We start from the raw sequence: 16,135 nt of genomic DNA on the forward strand, positions 1-16,135 counted from the left end.
TAATTTAGATATGTAAATAATAATGAAAAGGGGAAAGTAAAGTGTTTCCTGTAGAATTAAAGAATATAAATATAGAAGATATTTCTATAGAAATAGATGTGATAAAAAAAATACCTGAAGAAATAGCTAGGGATAATTGTTTAATAGCTTTAAAGATGGAAGAAAATAAATTATTTATAGCCGTAGATAAAGTACCAAGTTTTAATTTAATTGAGGAACTAAAATTTATATTGGGAAAAGAACTTAAATTTTTTAGGACTAGTAGGGAAGTTATATTTAAGCTAATAAATAAGTACTACTGCAAACAAAATTTAGATCATGCATTGAAAGACATAAAGTTAAAAGAGAGTATTCCAGAATTAATTGCTAATCCACTTAAAGATAAATATAAATTTCAAGGTTCTCCAGTTATAAAGGCAGCTAATTACATAATTGACAAGGCCATAGATGAAAGAGCCAGTGATTTGCATATAGAACCATTTGAAAATGGTGTTACCATAAGAATGAGAGTGGATGGAATTATGAGGGAGTATATTAAAATACCAAAGTCTATCTATCCTCTTCTGTGTACTAGAATAAAGATAATGGCAGAGCTTGATATAGCAGAAAAGAGGATACCCCAAGATGGAAAGATAAAGTATGTTAAACAAAATCTAAACTATGATTTAAGGGTATCTACGCTTCCTACTATATATGGCGAAAAAGTAGTTTTAAGAATTTTATATAGAGATGAAAACATAAAAGACATGACTGCACTTGGATTTTCAAAAGAAAGTGAAGATAAAATAGAAAGAATGCTATGTTGCGATCACGGACTTCTTCTAGCTGTCGGGCCAACCGGTTCCGGGAAATCCACCACATTATATTCCCTATTAAATAATATAAATAGGTGTGAAAAAAATATAGTGAGTATAGAAGATCCTGTGGAATATACATTAGAAGGTATAAATCAAGTAAATGTAAATACCAAGATAGGGTTTAATTTTGCAGAAGGATTGAGAAGTATACTAAGGCAAGATCCAGATGTAATAATGGTAGGTGAAATAAGAGATGAAGAAACAGCTCATATAGCAATAAGGGCAGCAGTAACGGGACACTTGGTTTTAAGTACGCTGCATACTAATAATCCTCTTGAATCTGTCATAAGGCTTCAAGATATGGGAGTGCCAGAATATTTTATAGAAGACGCTTTGGTAGGTGTAATATGCCAGAGACTGGTTAGAAAAATATGTACCCATTGTAAAAGCAGATATGTACCTTCACTTCAAGAGATTAAAGAACTAAATTTATCTTCTAATTGTTATTTGTATAGAGGAAAAGGGTGTTCCAAATGCAGTCATACAGGATATAAAGGAAGAACAGTAGTATACCAGATAGTTAGCAAGAAAGATATTAGAAGACAGTATAGAAAAAATGATAAAATTAATTTTAAGGATGGTATAAAAAAATCAAATACTATTTCTTTGAGACAAAAATGTATAGAGCTTATTAAATCAGGAATTACAACTTATGAAGAACTACTAAGGCTAAATTTATCCGATGACTACCCGCACTAATATTCCCACTTTTTCAAGTGGGAATAAAGAGCGGCTATGTCCCTGGATAACGATTTCTAAGTATCAGATGGAGTTAAACTCCATCTGATATCAAGAACTCTGTTTATTTGATTGCGATATTAAGGTTAGGTGATGCAACATAATAAAATACTGGGCAATTGATACAAAAGGTAAAAAAATTAAAGGCAAATGTGAAGAATCTGCATTTACAAGGTTAAAATATACTTTAAGGAAAAAGGAATATTTTATATATCAGACTATTTCTTTAGAAAGTTATAAAAAATTTTTTTTTAAAAATCCAGGACCAATGGATATAAGCGTACTATGTAGTCAACTGAGTGTTATGCTGGGGGCTGGAATAAACATATCAAGAGTACTTGATAATTTGGAAACTCAGTGTAATAAAAATTCCTTAAGATTAGCATTAAAATCTATAAAAGAAGATGTAATTAAAGGTCAAAGTATACATAGTAGTATGGCAAAGTTTAAAAATATATTCCCTAATTTTATGATTGAAATGATAAGAGTAGGCGAAACTAGTGGAAAACTGGATGAAGTATTGGCAAAACTATCTGAATATTATGAAAAGAAAAATAATATAATGTCCACTATAAAAGCTTCCCTTATATATCCAGTAGTAACTTTGATAACTTCTATATTCATTGTAATGTTTTTGATGATTAAAATAATACCACAATTTACAGATATTATACAGTCAAATGGAGGTGAAATACCAACCTTGACCAGAGTAGTAATGGGCATATGTCAGCTTTTAAAATTGTACTATTTGCAAGGAATTGTAATTCTAATTCTAAGTCTATTGTTGAGCTATAAATTTAGTAAAAGCGGTAGGGGAAGAAAAATTAGAGAGAGTATAAAGCTTAAATTACCTTATTTTAACAAGGTGTATAATAAAATGTTTATTTTTAAAATATGTTCAGCTATGACTGTACTTAGTGAATCAGGAGTTAACATATTGAAGGCTTTAAAAATAATTAGGAATTTAATTGGAAGTGAAATTATGGCTGAAAGATTAGAAAACTCAATAAAATATATAGAACAAGGAGAAAGTATGAGCGATGCCTTAAATAAGGCAAAAATAAATGATAAATTATTCATATCCCTTGTTCAAACAGGAGAGGAAACGGGACAGATTGATTTAATGTTTGCTAAATTAGAAAAACTGTTTGGCAGTGAACTAGATAGGTATTTCGAAAAATCAACTAAAGTTATAGAGCCAATGATAATAATCATTCTTTCCTTATTTGTTGGAATATTTATTATATCTGCACTTATGCCTATTTTTACTATAATGGATTCTACTCTATAAATTAAAAAGAAAGCTGGGTTATAAATTATGAAGGTACATAAAAAGAAAAAAGGATTTACCCTTATAGAACTTATGCTTGTAGTTGCTATAATATTAGTTCTTTTAGGATTTTTGGTTCCTAAATTTTCTGGATATCAAAGTAAGGTAAAAACTGCTAAAGCCATAAATACGGCTAAACAGCTAGAAACAGCTGCTATGGCCAGCTATGGAAATAGTGATGGAAAATTTGATACAGCTGATGTGCAGGAATGTTTATCAAAGCTTACTTCTGCAGAAAACCCGCAAGTTTCAGCTGGGGACAGTGATCAATTTATAACTATAAGCTATAAAAGTGATGATAAAGATTATACTTTAGAAATAAATGCTCAGGAAAGTTCCTATAAAGTTAAAGATGGAGATAAGCAGGTATTTCCAAAATGAGAAAATCCATAATTTAATATTTAATTGTACTTGTAAAAATTGTTGAATGAGGAGAATAATTTTATGGCTGATAAAATAAAAAAAAAGGGATTTACTGTTATAGAACTTCTCTTAGTACTCAGCATATTTTCAATACTTTTAAGCTTTAGCCTGGTTAACTTAGGTACTTTTGGTAATCTTAAGAATAAGATAGATGTTGATCTTACTAATAACAATATTTTAGATTTTATAAATAAATCTAAAACCTACTGTAGAGACAAGGAAGAAGAAGGAGGATACATTTATTTTGACACAAAAAACAATGAAATAACTTTTAATGTAGCATCGAGTGAAATATTTAAATTAAAGTTACCAGAAGGATTTGTATTAAACCGTGTAAGGGAGGATAACAGAATAAAAATAGATAACATGGGAATTACAGAGGATGCCTGCAGTATAAAATTTAAAGACAGGAAGGGAGAAATGCATTGCATTACTATGTGCGTGGGGACAGCTTACGTAGATATAAAGTATTAATTTGTAAACTAAAAAACTTTGTGGTAAAGATGTTACCTCATAGGCAAAAGATACTGGTCAAAAGAGGATTCACATTAATTGAAGTGTTGTGCAGCATAACTGTTTTCTCGGTATTATTTATGACTGCACTGTTTATTCAGGTAGATGCACTTAAAGTAAAAACATATAACGAAGAGATGAATAATTGTACTTTAGTTATGGAATATGTGAAAAATAGTATTATGTATAATTGCAGCTATGATAGTTTGTTGAATTTAAGGATGAAAGAAAGAACATATATAGACTGCAGCAATTTAAAGTTTCAACATATCAAGAACATAAATGTAACTACTCTGTTTTCAGATGAAAAACCTTTAAAAGAACCTTACATAATTTTAAAGGTAACGGGTGAAAAAGTGCTAAGGGTAAATTTGCAGCTCCATGCTAAAATGTATGGAAATATAAAGGTTGAGGAATGTGATTTTTATAAAGGAAATTATAAAAAGTAGATTAGATGTAAAAAAAGGATTTACAATTATAGAAATGCTTATGGTCATAGCTTTGGTAACGGCAATAACTACCACACAAATAATTGTTATATCGAAATATATGAAATTACACAGAGAAGAAATAAATTATAGTAGGGAAAACTTTTGTGTAAATGAAGCTTTTATAATAATTGAATATCAGATAAAAGCCGCAAAATACATAGATATAAAAAACAATATGATAATTTTAAGGAGATATGATGATAAAGAATATGATTATATAAAAAAGGACAGAAAATCTAATATCATAATTTCTTATGGTAGTCCTGATTCTTCTACTGTAAATAATGTGTTAAAAAATGTTGAGAACTTTTATGTGGAAAGGCAGGGAAAAGTATTCTATATATCTATAAATACAAAGAAAGGTAATTTGTATAGAAGATGTTTTGCTATGGAAAAAGAAAAGTTAAAAAAGGATTTATATTGATATATGTGCTTTTTATAGGGTGTATGTGTATTTTAATTTCTCTTGGATGCTACAGCATGGAAATGCACATTAGATCAAACAATTTAAACAGCCATAAAAAGTCTATTCAGGTGGATGTAACTGAAAAATACAGGGAATACCTTTTTACGGAGCTAAATGAGTATATAAGTAAAAATCCATCTTGTGATGATAATGGAATAAAGCAGTATATATCTTCTTTAGACAATTTTAAAATATATTTTGAAGAATGTTATATTTTCTATGACAAGAATATAGATTGCTTTAAAGTGGAGTATATTTTTAATGGTGAATTTTATAAAGAAGAAACTTATGAGTATGAAGTTAAAAATAAAGATATACTGTATAGCTGCATAGATTATTCTTTTAAGAAAGGTGGCTTAGAAAAGTGAATGAAAAAGCTATTTTAGAAATTAATAATAAAAGTATAACATATAGAAGAATGGCGAAAAAACATTCTATATTCAATTTATTTAAGAAAAATAAAATAGATGAGAATGTTATTCCTGTAAATAATATCGAGAACATAAGAATTGATCTGAAAAATAAAAGATTGTTTATATTAGTACATGGAGAAGAGATATATGTAACTGTTATGAAATTACCTAAATTGAAAAGTAAACTCCTCTACAAAGTCATAAGAGATGAATTGAAAAATAAATTTAAAAATTTAGATAATATAATGTTTTCTTATGAAATAGTTCAATCTAGTAAATATAATTTAGAGGTAATGGTTTCTTGTATGAACTGGCATGGCATGGATATAGCAAAGATGTGTAGTGACAGCGGTGCTGATATTAAACAAATAGTACCAATTCAGTTTTATATGTGGTCAAAGTATAAAAGCAAGATAAAAGATGAAAATTATATATTCATTCTAAATATGAATGATATTATATATTTCATGGCTTGCTATAGAGATAAGATTATATTGAATAATGTATATAAAGATATATTTAAAGATGATTTTTCAGAAATTTTAGAACAATTTAGATTTAAATTAAATATTTTAATGCCCAATTTTAACTTTGCCACTATAATCTTTGTGAATTTTATTTACAAAGATATAATAGAAAGTCTTTCTACAAGTTATAAATGTAGAGACTTAGGGGATTTAAGATAGTTTACCTGAGTTGTTGTCATAGGGTGTTATGAAATTAAAATAATGAAATTAAGAGGTAGTTTGGTACATGAAAAACTTATATTTTTTACCACAGTGGTGTATAGAAAAAGGAAAAACTAAAAAGAATAAAAGTCTTAAGTTACTTATTTTGATTATTTTAATAGTAAACATAATATTTTTAGATATACTTATGATAAATAGAAATCAATTAAATGATGTAGAAACTAGGTTGAAAGAACATAGTTCTGTAAAAAAGTTATCACATGATAAAAGTAGTACTTTTGAAAATTATTTAGATTTTTATAATTACATATATTTAGGAAGAAGCTTTAAAAATGTAAATATAGAAAATAAAAGTCTAGATTTAGATTTTGAGGGAAATGAAAAAGAATGTTTTTCACTAATTAGAGATGCAGAAAAATCAAATAAGTTTATAATTAAAAATTTTAAGCTCATAGGAAATGATGAAGGAGGAAAGAAACTGTGGAAAGTCAATCTAAAATTAAAATAAAAGGAATTTGTTTTATCCAATGGTTTAGTCTTTAGGTCTTTTAAAGTGTTAGCGGAGAAAAATCTATTAAAATTGTACATTATAAATTTAATGAAGGTGGAATATTAATAATGAATATGGTAAATAATATATATAGAATTATTATAATATTTTTAGTGTGCAGTTGCACTGTACTTTTAATAAAAAATTATAATGTGCTCAAAAGCATACATAGTGAAAATGTTAAGCTTCAATTTGTAGAAAAAAACTCAAAAACCCAAATAAAAGATAAGGAACAAGTGAGTTATACTGATATTTTGAGAAAATTAAAGTGTATAGAAGGTATGCAGGTAATTAATGTTGCAAGCAATAATGATGGGAAGCTAACCGTACAGTTTGAAGTAATAGGAAATCAAGCTGAAATCAAAAGTATTCTGGAAAAAGTTAAAAAAATCAAATATTTTAGTAACATAGATAATATTAAAATTGAACAGGATAAAATTCAAGGTATAAAAACGAAGGCAGATGTAAATTTTATCCGAAACTATTAATTCTTCATTCTTAACTATTAACTAAAAAAATTACGTTGTAATTTTTTTATATTAAGTGAAAGTTTCATATTGTGTATTGAAGCAAGCACACATTAATATTTGCAAATAATCACAAGTTTTGATAAAATAACATTGTTCACTATGATGATAGAATAATATTATTTTAAATTTTATTTATTAAAATAACAATTTTATTATTTAAATTATTAGCTAAATTTGATTTCAAATTTAGCAGGGAGTAATCTGCCACAAATTAAAGTAATTATAAACATATTATGCCCTGCTAAAATTTAGGGGGGTAATTTAAATGTTTAAAAAAAGAATTGAAAAATTGAGAGAGGCTATGGATAGCCAACAGTTAGAGGCTGTTCTGTTAGTTGGAGATCCTAATAGAAATTATTTAAGTGGGTTTACGGGAGATGAAAGTTTTTCACTTATAACTTTAGACAAAGCATTTTTTATAACTGATTCCAGGTTTACTGAACAGGCTAAACAGCAAGTTAAGGATTATGAAGTTTTAGAATATGGTAAAAGCGGTTCTTTTGTAAAATTTTTATCAGATTTGATAGGTAAACTTAAAGTACATAGGCTTGGATTTGAGGAAAATATAGTTTCTTACAGCCAGTATGAGCTTTACCATAGTAATTTAGATTGTGAACTTGTACCAATGAATGGAATGGTGGAAAAAATAAGAATTGTGAAAGATAAAGAAGAAATAAATTCAATAAAAAATGCTGCAAAAATTGCGGATAAAGCTTTTGACCACATGGTGAAATTCATAAAATCTGGTATGACAGAGAGAGAAGTCGGATTAGAACTGGAGTTTTACATGAAAAAGTTAGGAGCTAAGGATTTATCTTTTCCATCCATAGTTGCTTCTGGAGAGAGATCAAGTCTGCCACATGGTCAGGCTACAGAAAAAGTTATAAAAAAAGGAGAATTTTTAACTTTGGATTTTGGTTGCATTTATGAAGAATATTGTTCTGATATGACAAGAACAGTTGTTATAGGTGAACCATCACAGAAAATGCTAGAGATATACAATATAGTGTTAGAAGCTGAAGAACTTGCCTTAAAGGAATATAAACCAGAAATGCCAGCATCAAAAGTAGATGCAGTTGCTAGAGATTATATAACTAATAAAGGATATGGCCAGTGTTTTGGGCATAGTTTGGGTCATGGAGTAGGAAGAGAAATTCATGAGGCTCCTGTAATTGGATATAGAAATAATTCTAAATTAAAATCAGGAATGGTAGTAAGTGATGAGCCAGGTATATATATACCTGATTTTGGTGGAGTAAGAATAGAGGATTTGGTAATGGTAACTGAAAATGGAGGAGAAACTTTATCCAAATCACCTAAGAGTTTAATATGCATAAATTAAGTTCTTAGTATTACTTTATTTAGATAACATATTTATATAACATATTATGTTGTATAATATTAAATATATAAAAGAAAGTTCTATGAAAAATTAGATAAAAATCAAAACTAGGTCGAATAAGAATAAGAAAGGGGTTAAAACCGTTAATCCAACACTGCTTTTAAAAGTGTTGAAATATAGGGTTAGTTATATCCGAATTTACGTCCCTGGAGTGTGTGACCAAGCGAAAGTAGCTTATAGCAAAATCGGGCACTATGAATGGGAAAGTAAGCTTAAAATCTTAGACATATTTAATTAAGAGAAGAGTTTACATAACGGTATGTATATAATGATATCAGCAGGAGATTTAAGAAAGGGAACTACTTTTGAACAAGATGGACAAGTGTACACAGTACTGGATTTCCTTCATGTAAAACCAGGAAAAGGGGCAGCATTTGTAAGGACAAAACTTAGAAATGTTATAACAGGATCAGTTACTGATACTACTTTTAATCCAACTGCAAAATTGCAGGAGGCAGTTATAGAAAGAAAAGAAATGCAGTATTTATATTCAGATGGAGAATTGTATTATTTTATGGATCAGGAAACATTTGAGCAAATTCCATTGGAATATGAAAAGGTAGAGGATGCAATAAAGTTTTTAAAGGAAAATATGTTTGCTATAATTAAGTTTTATAAAGGTGAAGCATTTTCCGTTGAAGCTCCAAATTTTGTTGAACTTCAGATAACTCATACTGAACCAGGAGTTAAGGGAAATACTGCCACTAACGTATTAAAACCAGCTACTCTTGAGACAGGGGCTGTTGTTCAAGTCCCTATATTTGTAAATGAGGGAGAAACTATAAGAATTGACACTAGAACCGGAGAATATATGGAAAGAGTTTAGCCAATACTAATGGTAAAATAACTTTAAGGATGTGGTATTGTGAATTCTATTATATCTAAAGTATCCTATCTAAATGGTCTAGTAGATGGACTAAAAATTGATAAAAGTACTAATGAAGGAAAAATGCTAATAGAAATTGTTAATGTACTTAAAAGCATGGCAGAAGAAATTGATGATATGTCCAGAGCTCAAAAAGACATGGAAGATTATGTGGATGCCATGGATGAAGATTTAGCGGATTTACAAGACAACTTATATGATGATGATTATGAAATCTGTAAGTGTAAGGATGAAGGAGAAAACTTTACTGAAATACAGTGTCCAAATTGCAATGATACCGTATATGTAGATAAGGATATATTAGAACAACGAGAAGAATTAACGTGTCCAAATTGCCATAGTAGTATTCCTATTAAGGATGAACTTAAAAAAAGTAAATAAATAGTTTTAAATCCTATTGAAGTTTGTAGCTTCAATAGGATTTTTTTATTTTATTTCTATTTATGTGGAATAATTTTTACATAATCAAAATAGGAATTAATATAAAGAAATAAAGGAGATGAGAGAGATAGATACTAAAGAAATTTTAAACATTATACCTGAAAATTTAAAAGTTGCCCTAGGTGATTTAATAGAATCCCCTAATTTACAAGAAATAAGGATAAGGGTGGATAGGTCTTTGATACTTCAGTTAGGTGAAAGGGAAGTTGTATGCAAGTATATTCCTAAGTTGGAAGATATAAGAACAATAATTAAAAGGATGAGTAATTATTCCATATATGCTTTTGAAGAAGAAATTAAGCAAGGATATATAACTATTAAAGGTGGACATAGAGTGGGAATATGCGGAAGATGTGTTATGGAGAAAGATGAAGTTAAGACTATAAAAGATATCGCATCCTTAAATATCAGAATATGTAGGGAAGTAGTTAATTGTTCGGATTCAATTATGAAATTCATTTCAAAAGGAAATGAAATAATAAACACTATAATAATTTCACCTCCTAAGTGTGGAAAAACCACTTTAGTAAGAGATATTGTAAGAAATATTTCCCAAGGTGTTAAAAACATAGGACTTACGGGAAAGAAAGTATCTGTTATAGACGAAAGAAGTGAAATAGGAGCTTGTTTTAATGGAGTTCCCCAGTTAAATGTTGGTGTCAGAACAGATATATTAGATGGATGTCCTAAAAGTCAGGGAATAATAATGGCCATAAGAAGTATGTCACCAGAAGTTATAGTTTGTGATGAAATAGGAACTTACAGGGATATGGATAGTATTGTGACTGCTTTAAATTCAGGAATAAGTCTAATTATAACTATTCACGGTTATGGAATAGAGGATTTATATAACAGGCCTGTTTTTAAAGAAATAGTTGAAAATAAGGTATTTAATAGGGCTGTAGTACTTAGTAATAGAAAAGGTGCAGGAACAGTAGAATATATATATGACTTCCCGAAAAATTCAATAATATGGAGGGGATAAAATGTTAAAGTTTTTAGGATGCATTATTACAATATGTGCTTCTACTGGAATTGGATTTATATGGGGAGAAAATTTAAAAGGCAGAGTTAAGCAATTGAGGGAATTACAAAGATGCATCAATCAACTTCAAAATGAAATAATATACACACATACTCCACTGCCAGAAGCTATTTTAAATACAGCATCTAAAAGTGTAAATCCTATTAAAGATGTGCTTGAAGAAATATCTCATATGTTAAAGGAAAATTCTGTTGACAGTGTATATGAGGCTTTTAATGTGATATTTGAAAAGAAAAAAGATGTTCTAAATTTGAAAAATGAAGACATAGATGCACTAATAGATTTATCTAAAACACTTGGAGAATCAGATATAGAAGGACAGAAAAGAATGTTTTCTCTAGCCCTAGAAAATATAAAAAAACAAATTGAAATTTCAGAAATTTCAATGAATAAAAATTTGAAAATGTACAGATGTCTGGGATTTTCTTTAGGTGCAGTGGTGGTGATAATTTTAGTCTAAACTGCAGGTACACATTAATTAAATTTCTTATAAGGAATGAAAGGGAGAGATAATTAAATGATGGACATAAGCTTAATTTTTAAAATAGCAGGAGTGGGTATGATTGTTATACTCATAAACAAAGTTTTAGAAGCCAGTGGGAAAGGTGATTATGCAGTGGTGACCAATTTAGCAGGAATTTTAATTGTCCTCATGATGGTAATTAATTTAGTAAATAAATTATTTACTACAGTCAGAACTATGTTCCAACTTTAGGAGAAAGTTATGGAGATAATTAAGGTAGTAGCGTTTGCTTTTATAGCACTGTTTTTAGTACTTCTGTTTAAAGGAAAAAGAGATGACATAGCAGTTTATATAAGTATAGCTGCAGGAATAATTATATTCCTATTTATGATAGCAAAGATAACAGCAGTACTTCAGTTTATTCAGCAGTTAGCTGCTAAGGCAAATATAGATTTCATTTATTTAACCACTGTATTTAAAATAATTGCTATTGCATATTTAGCTTCTTTTTGCAGTGAAATATGTAAAGATGCTGGACAAGGAAATTTAGGAGCAAAGGTTGAATTTGCAGGTAAAATATTAATTTTAGTACTTGCAATTCCTATACTTATGGCTGTCCTTCAGTCAATTTTAAAGATTATGTAGGTGTTAATATGAAAAAGATTATATTGGGTTTAGTTATGGTTTTATTAATAGGCTTTAATGTACAAGCTTTTGACACCAGCAATGGAGAAACAAATGTGCAGAATCAAATTAAAATAGAAAATAGTAATGACGGTAGTTCACAGAATGACAAATATAATAAGATTCAAAATAAACAAAGCGAATCTGAAAAAGAGCAGATAGAAAAATTTTATGATTATATATCTAATATGAAGACAAAAAATGAAGTTCTTAATGACATAGATGTAAGAGATTATGTGAAAAGTTTTCTAAAAACTGGGTCAGGAAATACATCTTTAAAGAAAATTATACGTGCACTTGCAATGTATGGGGTGAGGGAAGTAGCAGCCTCATTAAAACTTTTAGTACTTTTGATAGTAATTTCACTTATATGTGCATTACTTACTAATTTGCAGAGAGCTTTTAATGGAGAACAGTTATCTAATATAGCCTATTTTGCATGTTACTCACTAATAATAATAATAATGGCCAGAAGTTTTTACATAAGTGTGGATATTGCTAGATCTACTATAAAAGAAATGACTGATTTTATGGTTGCTTTAATACCTATACTTATAACTTTGGTGGCTGCAGTTGGAGGATTTGTAGAAGCATCAATTATGGATCCTATTGTAATAGGTGCTATAACTATAAGTGCTAATTTGTTTATGGATGTAATAATTCCTATAATATCCATGTCTTTTGTACTTCAGTTTGTAAATAACTTATCTTCTGAATATAAAATAGATAAACTTACCAAGCTCCTAAATCAGGTAGCACTTTGGGCACAGGGAATTATAATGACTGTATTTATAGGAATTATAACTGTAAGAGGGATAACCTCTAAGACTATTGATGAAGTTACAGCAAAAACTGCTAAATTTGCAGTGGACAATTTTGTGCCCATAGTTGGGAAAAGTCTCTCAGATGCCATATCTACTGTAGCAGGATATTCTATTTTACTAAAAAATGCGTTAAGCAGCTTGGGACTTGTAATTATTGTAGCAATACTGCTGTTTCCAGTAATAAAACTTTTGATTATTGTAGTAGCATATAAGCTTACTGCAGCTCTAATAGAACCTATAAGCGATGGAAGACTTGTAAACTGTATAAACTCTGCAGGAAGCTCCATTGTACTTATAATGGCGTGCCTCATATGCGTATCTGTTATGTTTTTCATAATGATATGTATAATAGCTGCAGCAGGAAAAATTACAATGTGAAAGAGAGGAATACAATATGCTTCAATCTTTAAAGGAGTGGCTGATAAATATATGCACTGCACTATTTTTTATTACAGCTATAGAAATGATATTACCAGATAATAGCATGAAGAAGTATTGCAAATTTGTGTTGGGTCTCATTTTGATTACAGTTTTCATTAATCCAGTAGTGAAAATATTCAATAAAGATTTTGATATAAATCAGTATACTGAAAAGGCTATAGAGAGCTTTGAAAAGGGATTTAACAGTAAAAATCAATTAGATGAATTTAATGATTACAAGAAAAAGAGCATGGAAGATACTATTGAAACTTTTAAAATGAATCTTGAAACTAAGTGTGAAAAAAGTCTTAAAGAAAAATATCCAGATGAAAATTATAAAGTAAAAATAGATGCAAATTATGATGAACAAAATAATAGTGTATGTATAAAAAATGTAAATGTTCAAGTTAGAGATGGAAGTGTGGAAAAAATAAAAAAGGTTGATATAAATACTAAAAGTGCTTCTGTCAGCAATTTGGATTCTGGAGATGACGATAAAAATGTAAAATTAAAAACTTATTTAAGCCAGGAATTAAATGTATCTAAAGATATAATACATGTAAATTCTTAGTTGGAGGAGTTAATATTATGAATTTAAAAAAGTGGTTAAAGGAACTTTTTAATAATAAAAAGGTATCTAATGACAAAAAAAGTATTTTTAATTTGACTATATTATTTTTGGTAGGAGTACTTATAATTGTTACAATAAGTTTTTTTAAAAACTACAATAATGAAAGCAGTGTAAATACTTCTAAAAATTTAAATGATGACAGTAGTAAGAGTAATAATCAGCAGAGTTCTACTTCTTCCGAACAAAGTAAGACTGAGAATTATGAAAAATCAATGCAGGAGAATTTGAAAAATACTTTAGAAAAAATGGATGGAGTAGGCAAAGTGGAAGTAATGATAAACTTTGAAAGTGGGGAAGAGAGTGTACCGGCAGTGAACATAACTGATTCGACAAATAATACAGAAGAAAAGGATACTGAGGGTGGTACAAGAAATACTACCCAAAAAAACAATGGAAGTACGGTGGTTGTTACAAATGATGGGAGCAAATCACAGCCGCTTATAGTTAAGACATACAATCCTAAAGTTTCAGGTGTGTGTGTTGTAGCTGAAGGAGCTGAGAACAAAATAACCGAACTCAGAATATCAAAAGCTATAACGGATTTGTTTGGAATATCAGAGGATAAGGTAAATGTATATCCTATGAAAAAATAGTATATAAGTATATTTTTTAGCATATAATTCTTTAGAAGATAAATGGGGGGAGTTAAAATGAATAAAAAACAAGCTGTAATTATTGTGACTCTTTTAGCTTTAATTGTTTGTGTGGGAGTAGTTGCTACAAAGTTAAACAGTCCTATAAATTATGTAAATGGTGTGGATAATGGAAGCGGTAAAAGTGCAGTATCTTTTAATAGCAGCGATAATAATAGTTCACAGGATAAGAGTACTCAAGCAAAAAGTACCCAATCTAAAAGTGAGCAGTCCCAATTCTTTGAGGAGACACGGCTTACAAGGGATCAAAAAAATGCGGAAACTCTTCAAACTTTAAAAAGCCTTATAGATGACAAAAATGTTTCTGATCCAAATCGTTCTGATGCGGAAAAAAAGTATACTGCATTAGCTATGAATACGAATTATGAATTGAAAATAGAAAATACTCTAAAAAGCAAGGGATATGAAGATGCTATATGTTCTATAGAAGACAACAAGGCAAGGGTAATAGTTAAAGGCAAGAATAAATTGGAAGACAAGGATACAAGACAGATAAAAGATGTAGTTATGAGTATCTCAAATATTCAAGAAGTTGAAATCGAGGTAAAACAAGGTTAAAACAAAGTGGAGCAATTACATAAATAAATTAATTGTAAAAGAAATATCCATTTGATATAATGTATGTAATGTGGGTCTTTCGATGATGTAAAAATCTAGGAGGTGAAACAATGGAGGAAAATACGAATAACGAAATTGATATGGGTATTGTAAAAATATCTGATGAGGTTGTAGGTGTAATTGCAGGTCTTGCTACTACTGAAATAAAAGGTATAGTTGGGATGAGTGCTAGTCTTGTAGGTGGAATTACTCAAATACTTACAGGAAAGAAAAACTTATCTAAAGGTGTTAAAGTGAGTGTAGGAGAAAATAGTGCAGCAATAGATTTATATGTAGTAGTAGAATACGGAGTAAGAATTCCTGATGTAGCACTTAAAGTTCAGGAAAATGTAAAGAGAGCAGTTCAATCTATGACAGGCTTAGATGTTTCAGCTATAAACATACATGTGCAAAATGTTATGATTCCTAAAACAGAAGAGAGCAATGATAATATAGAAGAAGAGCAATAGTATGCACCCTCTGGATTCAGAGGGTGTTTCTATTTAAAGATATGTTTGTATACTTGAACTAGTGTATTAGTTTAAGTATAATTATATCTGAAATGACAATAATTATTTTTAGAAGAGTATATATCCAAGTAGGAGGAAAACATGAATAGAAAAAAATCCAGAGAGTTGATAATGAAATTATTATTTGAAATGAGTATAAATAGAGAAGATTTTAGAAGTGTTTTGGCGAACTTAGAAGATAATTTAGAAAAAAAAATTGAGAGCAAAGAAACTGATGGTGCCGAGGAAGTTTACAGTGAAAATATTGACAAACTAAAAAATGTTGATATGGAATATGTAAAAAGGGTTGTAAAGGGAATAGAAGAGAATAAGGATAGTTTGGATAAGGAAATTGAAAAATATCTTAGAAATTGGACATTAAACAGACTTCCAAAAGTTGATGCTGCAATATTAAGAATTTGTACATATGAATTTTTATATGAACAGGATATTCCCGAAAAGGTATCTATAAATGAAGCTATAGAACTTGCTAAAAAATATTCTTCCGAGAAATCTGCGCCATTCATAAATGGTGTGCTTGGAAATATGATAAAAGATAAGAGCATAAGTAAACAGTAAT

Annotated in this window: 23 protein-coding genes; all 23 read left to right on the forward strand. The window is 29.0% G+C overall.

All coding sequences use genetic code 11. From position 1 onward, the window contains the following. Positions 1-41 precede the first annotated feature (41 nt). The 23 genes from CLAU_RS15560 (at position 42) to nusB (ending at position 16,134) form a co-directional block, all read left to right on the forward strand. Positions 42-1,556 carry a GspE/PulE family protein gene (locus CLAU_RS15560; protein WP_013237755.1) on the forward strand — a complete coding sequence of 505 codons (1,515 nt, stop codon included), beginning with the start codon at positions 42-44 and terminating at the stop codon, positions 1,554-1,556. 307 nt (positions 1,557-1,863) lie between these two features. After that, on the forward strand, positions 1,864-2,886 hold the full coding sequence (locus CLAU_RS15565) for a type II secretion system F family protein (RefSeq protein ID WP_023163054.1): 1,023 nt from the start codon (positions 1,864-1,866) through the stop codon (positions 2,884-2,886). Positions 2,887-2,913: 27 nt separating this feature from the next. Next, entirely contained in the window at positions 2,914-3,306 is a 393-nt protein-coding gene (locus CLAU_RS15570; protein ID WP_023163055.1) for a type II secretion system protein, read from the forward strand. A 63-nt stretch (positions 3,307-3,369) separates the two neighbouring features. Next, positions 3,370-3,822 (forward strand): type II secretion system protein, encoded by a 453-nt coding sequence (locus tag CLAU_RS15575; protein WP_013237758.1) that lies wholly within the window; start codon positions 3,370-3,372, stop codon positions 3,820-3,822. Then, on the forward strand, positions 3,774-4,310 hold the full coding sequence (locus tag CLAU_RS15580; protein ID WP_023163056.1) for a type II secretion system protein: 537 nt from the start codon (positions 3,774-3,776) through the stop codon (positions 4,308-4,310). The genes CLAU_RS15575 and CLAU_RS15580 overlap by 49 nt, the downstream gene beginning before the upstream one ends. Then, positions 4,279-4,776: a ComGF family competence protein gene (locus CLAU_RS15585; RefSeq protein ID WP_023163057.1), complete on the forward strand. Its 498-nt coding sequence runs from the start codon at positions 4,279-4,281 to the stop codon at positions 4,774-4,776. Before CLAU_RS15580 ends, CLAU_RS15585 begins: the two co-directional genes overlap by 32 nt. 56 nt (positions 4,777-4,832) lie before the next feature. Next, on the forward strand, positions 4,833-5,186 hold the full coding sequence (locus CLAU_RS15590) for a hypothetical protein (RefSeq protein ID WP_144289753.1): 354 nt from the start codon (positions 4,833-4,835) through the stop codon (positions 5,184-5,186). After that, entirely contained in the window at positions 5,183-5,917 is a 735-nt protein-coding gene (locus tag CLAU_RS15595; RefSeq protein ID WP_013237762.1) for a hypothetical protein, read from the forward strand. Before CLAU_RS15590 ends, CLAU_RS15595 begins: the two co-directional genes overlap by 4 nt. 67 nt (positions 5,918-5,984) lie before the next feature. Further along, on the forward strand, positions 5,985-6,428 hold the full coding sequence (locus CLAU_RS15600; protein WP_013237763.1) for a hypothetical protein: 444 nt from the start codon (positions 5,985-5,987) through the stop codon (positions 6,426-6,428). A 110-nt stretch (positions 6,429-6,538) separates the two neighbouring features. Further along, complete coding sequence (locus tag CLAU_RS15605; RefSeq protein ID WP_013237764.1) at positions 6,539-6,958, forward strand: hypothetical protein; 420 nt, start codon at positions 6,539-6,541, stop codon at positions 6,956-6,958. A gap of 307 nt (positions 6,959-7,265) precedes the next feature. Further along, complete coding sequence (locus CLAU_RS15610) at positions 7,266-8,342, forward strand: M24 family metallopeptidase (RefSeq protein ID WP_013237765.1); 1,077 nt, start codon at positions 7,266-7,268, stop codon at positions 8,340-8,342. A gap of 328 nt (positions 8,343-8,670) precedes the next feature. After that, positions 8,671-9,228 carry an elongation factor P gene (gene efp / locus CLAU_RS15615; protein ID WP_029170128.1) on the forward strand — a complete coding sequence of 186 codons (558 nt, stop codon included), beginning with the start codon at positions 8,671-8,673 and terminating at the stop codon, positions 9,226-9,228. Positions 9,229-9,267: 39 nt separating this feature from the next. Then, positions 9,268-9,669, forward strand: a complete 402-nt coding sequence (locus CLAU_RS15620; protein WP_013237767.1) for a CD1247 N-terminal domain-containing protein — start codon at positions 9,268-9,270, stop codon at positions 9,667-9,669. 127 nt (positions 9,670-9,796) lie between these two features. Next, on the forward strand, positions 9,797-10,714 hold the full coding sequence (spoIIIAA, locus tag CLAU_RS15625; RefSeq protein ID WP_029170127.1) for a stage III sporulation protein AA: 918 nt from the start codon (positions 9,797-9,799) through the stop codon (positions 10,712-10,714). A 1-nt stretch (position 10,715) separates the two neighbouring features. Beyond that, positions 10,716-11,234 carry a stage III sporulation protein SpoIIIAB gene (gene spoIIIAB, locus CLAU_RS15630; protein ID WP_013237769.1) on the forward strand — a complete coding sequence of 173 codons (519 nt, stop codon included), beginning with the start codon at positions 10,716-10,718 and terminating at the stop codon, positions 11,232-11,234. A 57-nt stretch (positions 11,235-11,291) separates the two neighbouring features. Further along, the gene (gene spoIIIAC, locus CLAU_RS15635) at positions 11,292-11,489 is read left to right on the forward strand and encodes a stage III sporulation protein AC (protein WP_013237770.1); all 198 of its coding nucleotides are present in this window, start codon (positions 11,292-11,294) and stop codon (positions 11,487-11,489) included. Between the two features lie 9 nt (positions 11,490-11,498). Further along, the gene (spoIIIAD, locus tag CLAU_RS15640) at positions 11,499-11,882 is read left to right on the forward strand and encodes a stage III sporulation protein AD (protein ID WP_013237771.1); all 384 of its coding nucleotides are present in this window, start codon (positions 11,499-11,501) and stop codon (positions 11,880-11,882) included. Positions 11,883-11,890: 8 nt separating this feature from the next. Next, entirely contained in the window at positions 11,891-13,123 is a 1,233-nt protein-coding gene (gene spoIIIAE / locus CLAU_RS15645; protein WP_013237772.1) for a stage III sporulation protein AE, read from the forward strand. Between the two features lie 16 nt (positions 13,124-13,139). Then, the gene (gene spoIIIAF / locus CLAU_RS15650; protein ID WP_013237773.1) at positions 13,140-13,736 is read left to right on the forward strand and encodes a stage III sporulation protein AF; all 597 of its coding nucleotides are present in this window, start codon (positions 13,140-13,142) and stop codon (positions 13,734-13,736) included. A gap of 17 nt (positions 13,737-13,753) precedes the next feature. Continuing rightward, positions 13,754-14,389 (forward strand): stage III sporulation protein AG, encoded by a 636-nt coding sequence (spoIIIAG, locus tag CLAU_RS15655; RefSeq protein WP_013237774.1) that lies wholly within the window; start codon positions 13,754-13,756, stop codon positions 14,387-14,389. Positions 14,390-14,446: 57 nt separating this feature from the next. Beyond that, on the forward strand, positions 14,447-15,007 hold the full coding sequence (locus tag CLAU_RS15660; protein WP_013237775.1) for a SpoIIIAH-like family protein: 561 nt from the start codon (positions 14,447-14,449) through the stop codon (positions 15,005-15,007). Positions 15,008-15,117: 110 nt separating this feature from the next. After that, positions 15,118-15,516: an Asp23/Gls24 family envelope stress response protein gene (locus CLAU_RS15665; protein ID WP_013237776.1), complete on the forward strand. Its 399-nt coding sequence runs from the start codon at positions 15,118-15,120 to the stop codon at positions 15,514-15,516. A gap of 141 nt (positions 15,517-15,657) precedes the next feature. Beyond that, positions 15,658-16,134: a transcription antitermination factor NusB gene (gene nusB / locus CLAU_RS15670; RefSeq protein ID WP_013237777.1), complete on the forward strand. Its 477-nt coding sequence runs from the start codon at positions 15,658-15,660 to the stop codon at positions 16,132-16,134. The last annotated feature ends 1 nt before the right edge of the window (position 16,135 follow it).

The sequence above is a fragment of the Clostridium autoethanogenum DSM 10061 genome, assembly GCF_001484725.1.
GTDB lineage: Bacteria > Bacillota > Clostridia > Clostridiales > Clostridiaceae > Clostridium_B > Clostridium_B ljungdahlii.

What these genes read in the sequence shown, in the direction of transcription:
- CLAU_RS15565 (WP_023163054.1), top strand. Translation starts at nt 1,864, where the DNA reads ATGGATATAAGCGTACTATGTAGTCAACTGAGTGTTATGCTGGGGGCT.
- CLAU_RS15570 (WP_023163055.1), top strand. Translation starts at nt 2,914, where the DNA reads ATGAAGGTACATAAAAAGAAAAAAGGATTTACCCTTATAGAACTTATG.
- CLAU_RS15575 (WP_013237758.1), top strand. Translation starts at nt 3,370, where the DNA reads ATGGCTGATAAAATAAAAAAAAAGGGATTTACTGTTATAGAACTTCTC.
- CLAU_RS15590 (WP_144289753.1), top strand. Translation starts at nt 4,833, where the DNA reads ATGGAAATGCACATTAGATCAAACAATTTAAACAGCCATAAAAAGTCT.
- CLAU_RS15600 (WP_013237763.1), top strand. Translation starts at nt 5,985, where the DNA reads ATGAAAAACTTATATTTTTTACCACAGTGGTGTATAGAAAAAGGAAAA.
- CLAU_RS15605 (WP_013237764.1), top strand. Translation starts at nt 6,539, where the DNA reads ATGAATATGGTAAATAATATATATAGAATTATTATAATATTTTTAGTG.
- CLAU_RS15610 (WP_013237765.1), top strand. Translation starts at nt 7,266, where the DNA reads ATGTTTAAAAAAAGAATTGAAAAATTGAGAGAGGCTATGGATAGCCAA.
- efp (WP_029170128.1), top strand. Translation starts at nt 8,671, where the DNA reads ATGATATCAGCAGGAGATTTAAGAAAGGGAACTACTTTTGAACAAGAT.
- spoIIIAB (WP_013237769.1), top strand. Translation starts at nt 10,716, where the DNA reads ATGTTAAAGTTTTTAGGATGCATTATTACAATATGTGCTTCTACTGGA.
- spoIIIAC (WP_013237770.1), top strand. Translation starts at nt 11,292, where the DNA reads ATGATGGACATAAGCTTAATTTTTAAAATAGCAGGAGTGGGTATGATT.
- spoIIIAD (WP_013237771.1), top strand. Translation starts at nt 11,499, where the DNA reads ATGGAGATAATTAAGGTAGTAGCGTTTGCTTTTATAGCACTGTTTTTA.
- spoIIIAE (WP_013237772.1), top strand. Translation starts at nt 11,891, where the DNA reads ATGAAAAAGATTATATTGGGTTTAGTTATGGTTTTATTAATAGGCTTT.
- spoIIIAF (WP_013237773.1), top strand. Translation starts at nt 13,140, where the DNA reads ATGCTTCAATCTTTAAAGGAGTGGCTGATAAATATATGCACTGCACTA.
- spoIIIAG (WP_013237774.1), top strand. Translation starts at nt 13,754, where the DNA reads ATGAATTTAAAAAAGTGGTTAAAGGAACTTTTTAATAATAAAAAGGTA.
- CLAU_RS15660 (WP_013237775.1), top strand. Translation starts at nt 14,447, where the DNA reads ATGAATAAAAAACAAGCTGTAATTATTGTGACTCTTTTAGCTTTAATT.
- CLAU_RS15665 (WP_013237776.1), top strand. Translation starts at nt 15,118, where the DNA reads ATGGAGGAAAATACGAATAACGAAATTGATATGGGTATTGTAAAAATA.
- nusB (WP_013237777.1), top strand. Translation starts at nt 15,658, where the DNA reads ATGAATAGAAAAAAATCCAGAGAGTTGATAATGAAATTATTATTTGAA.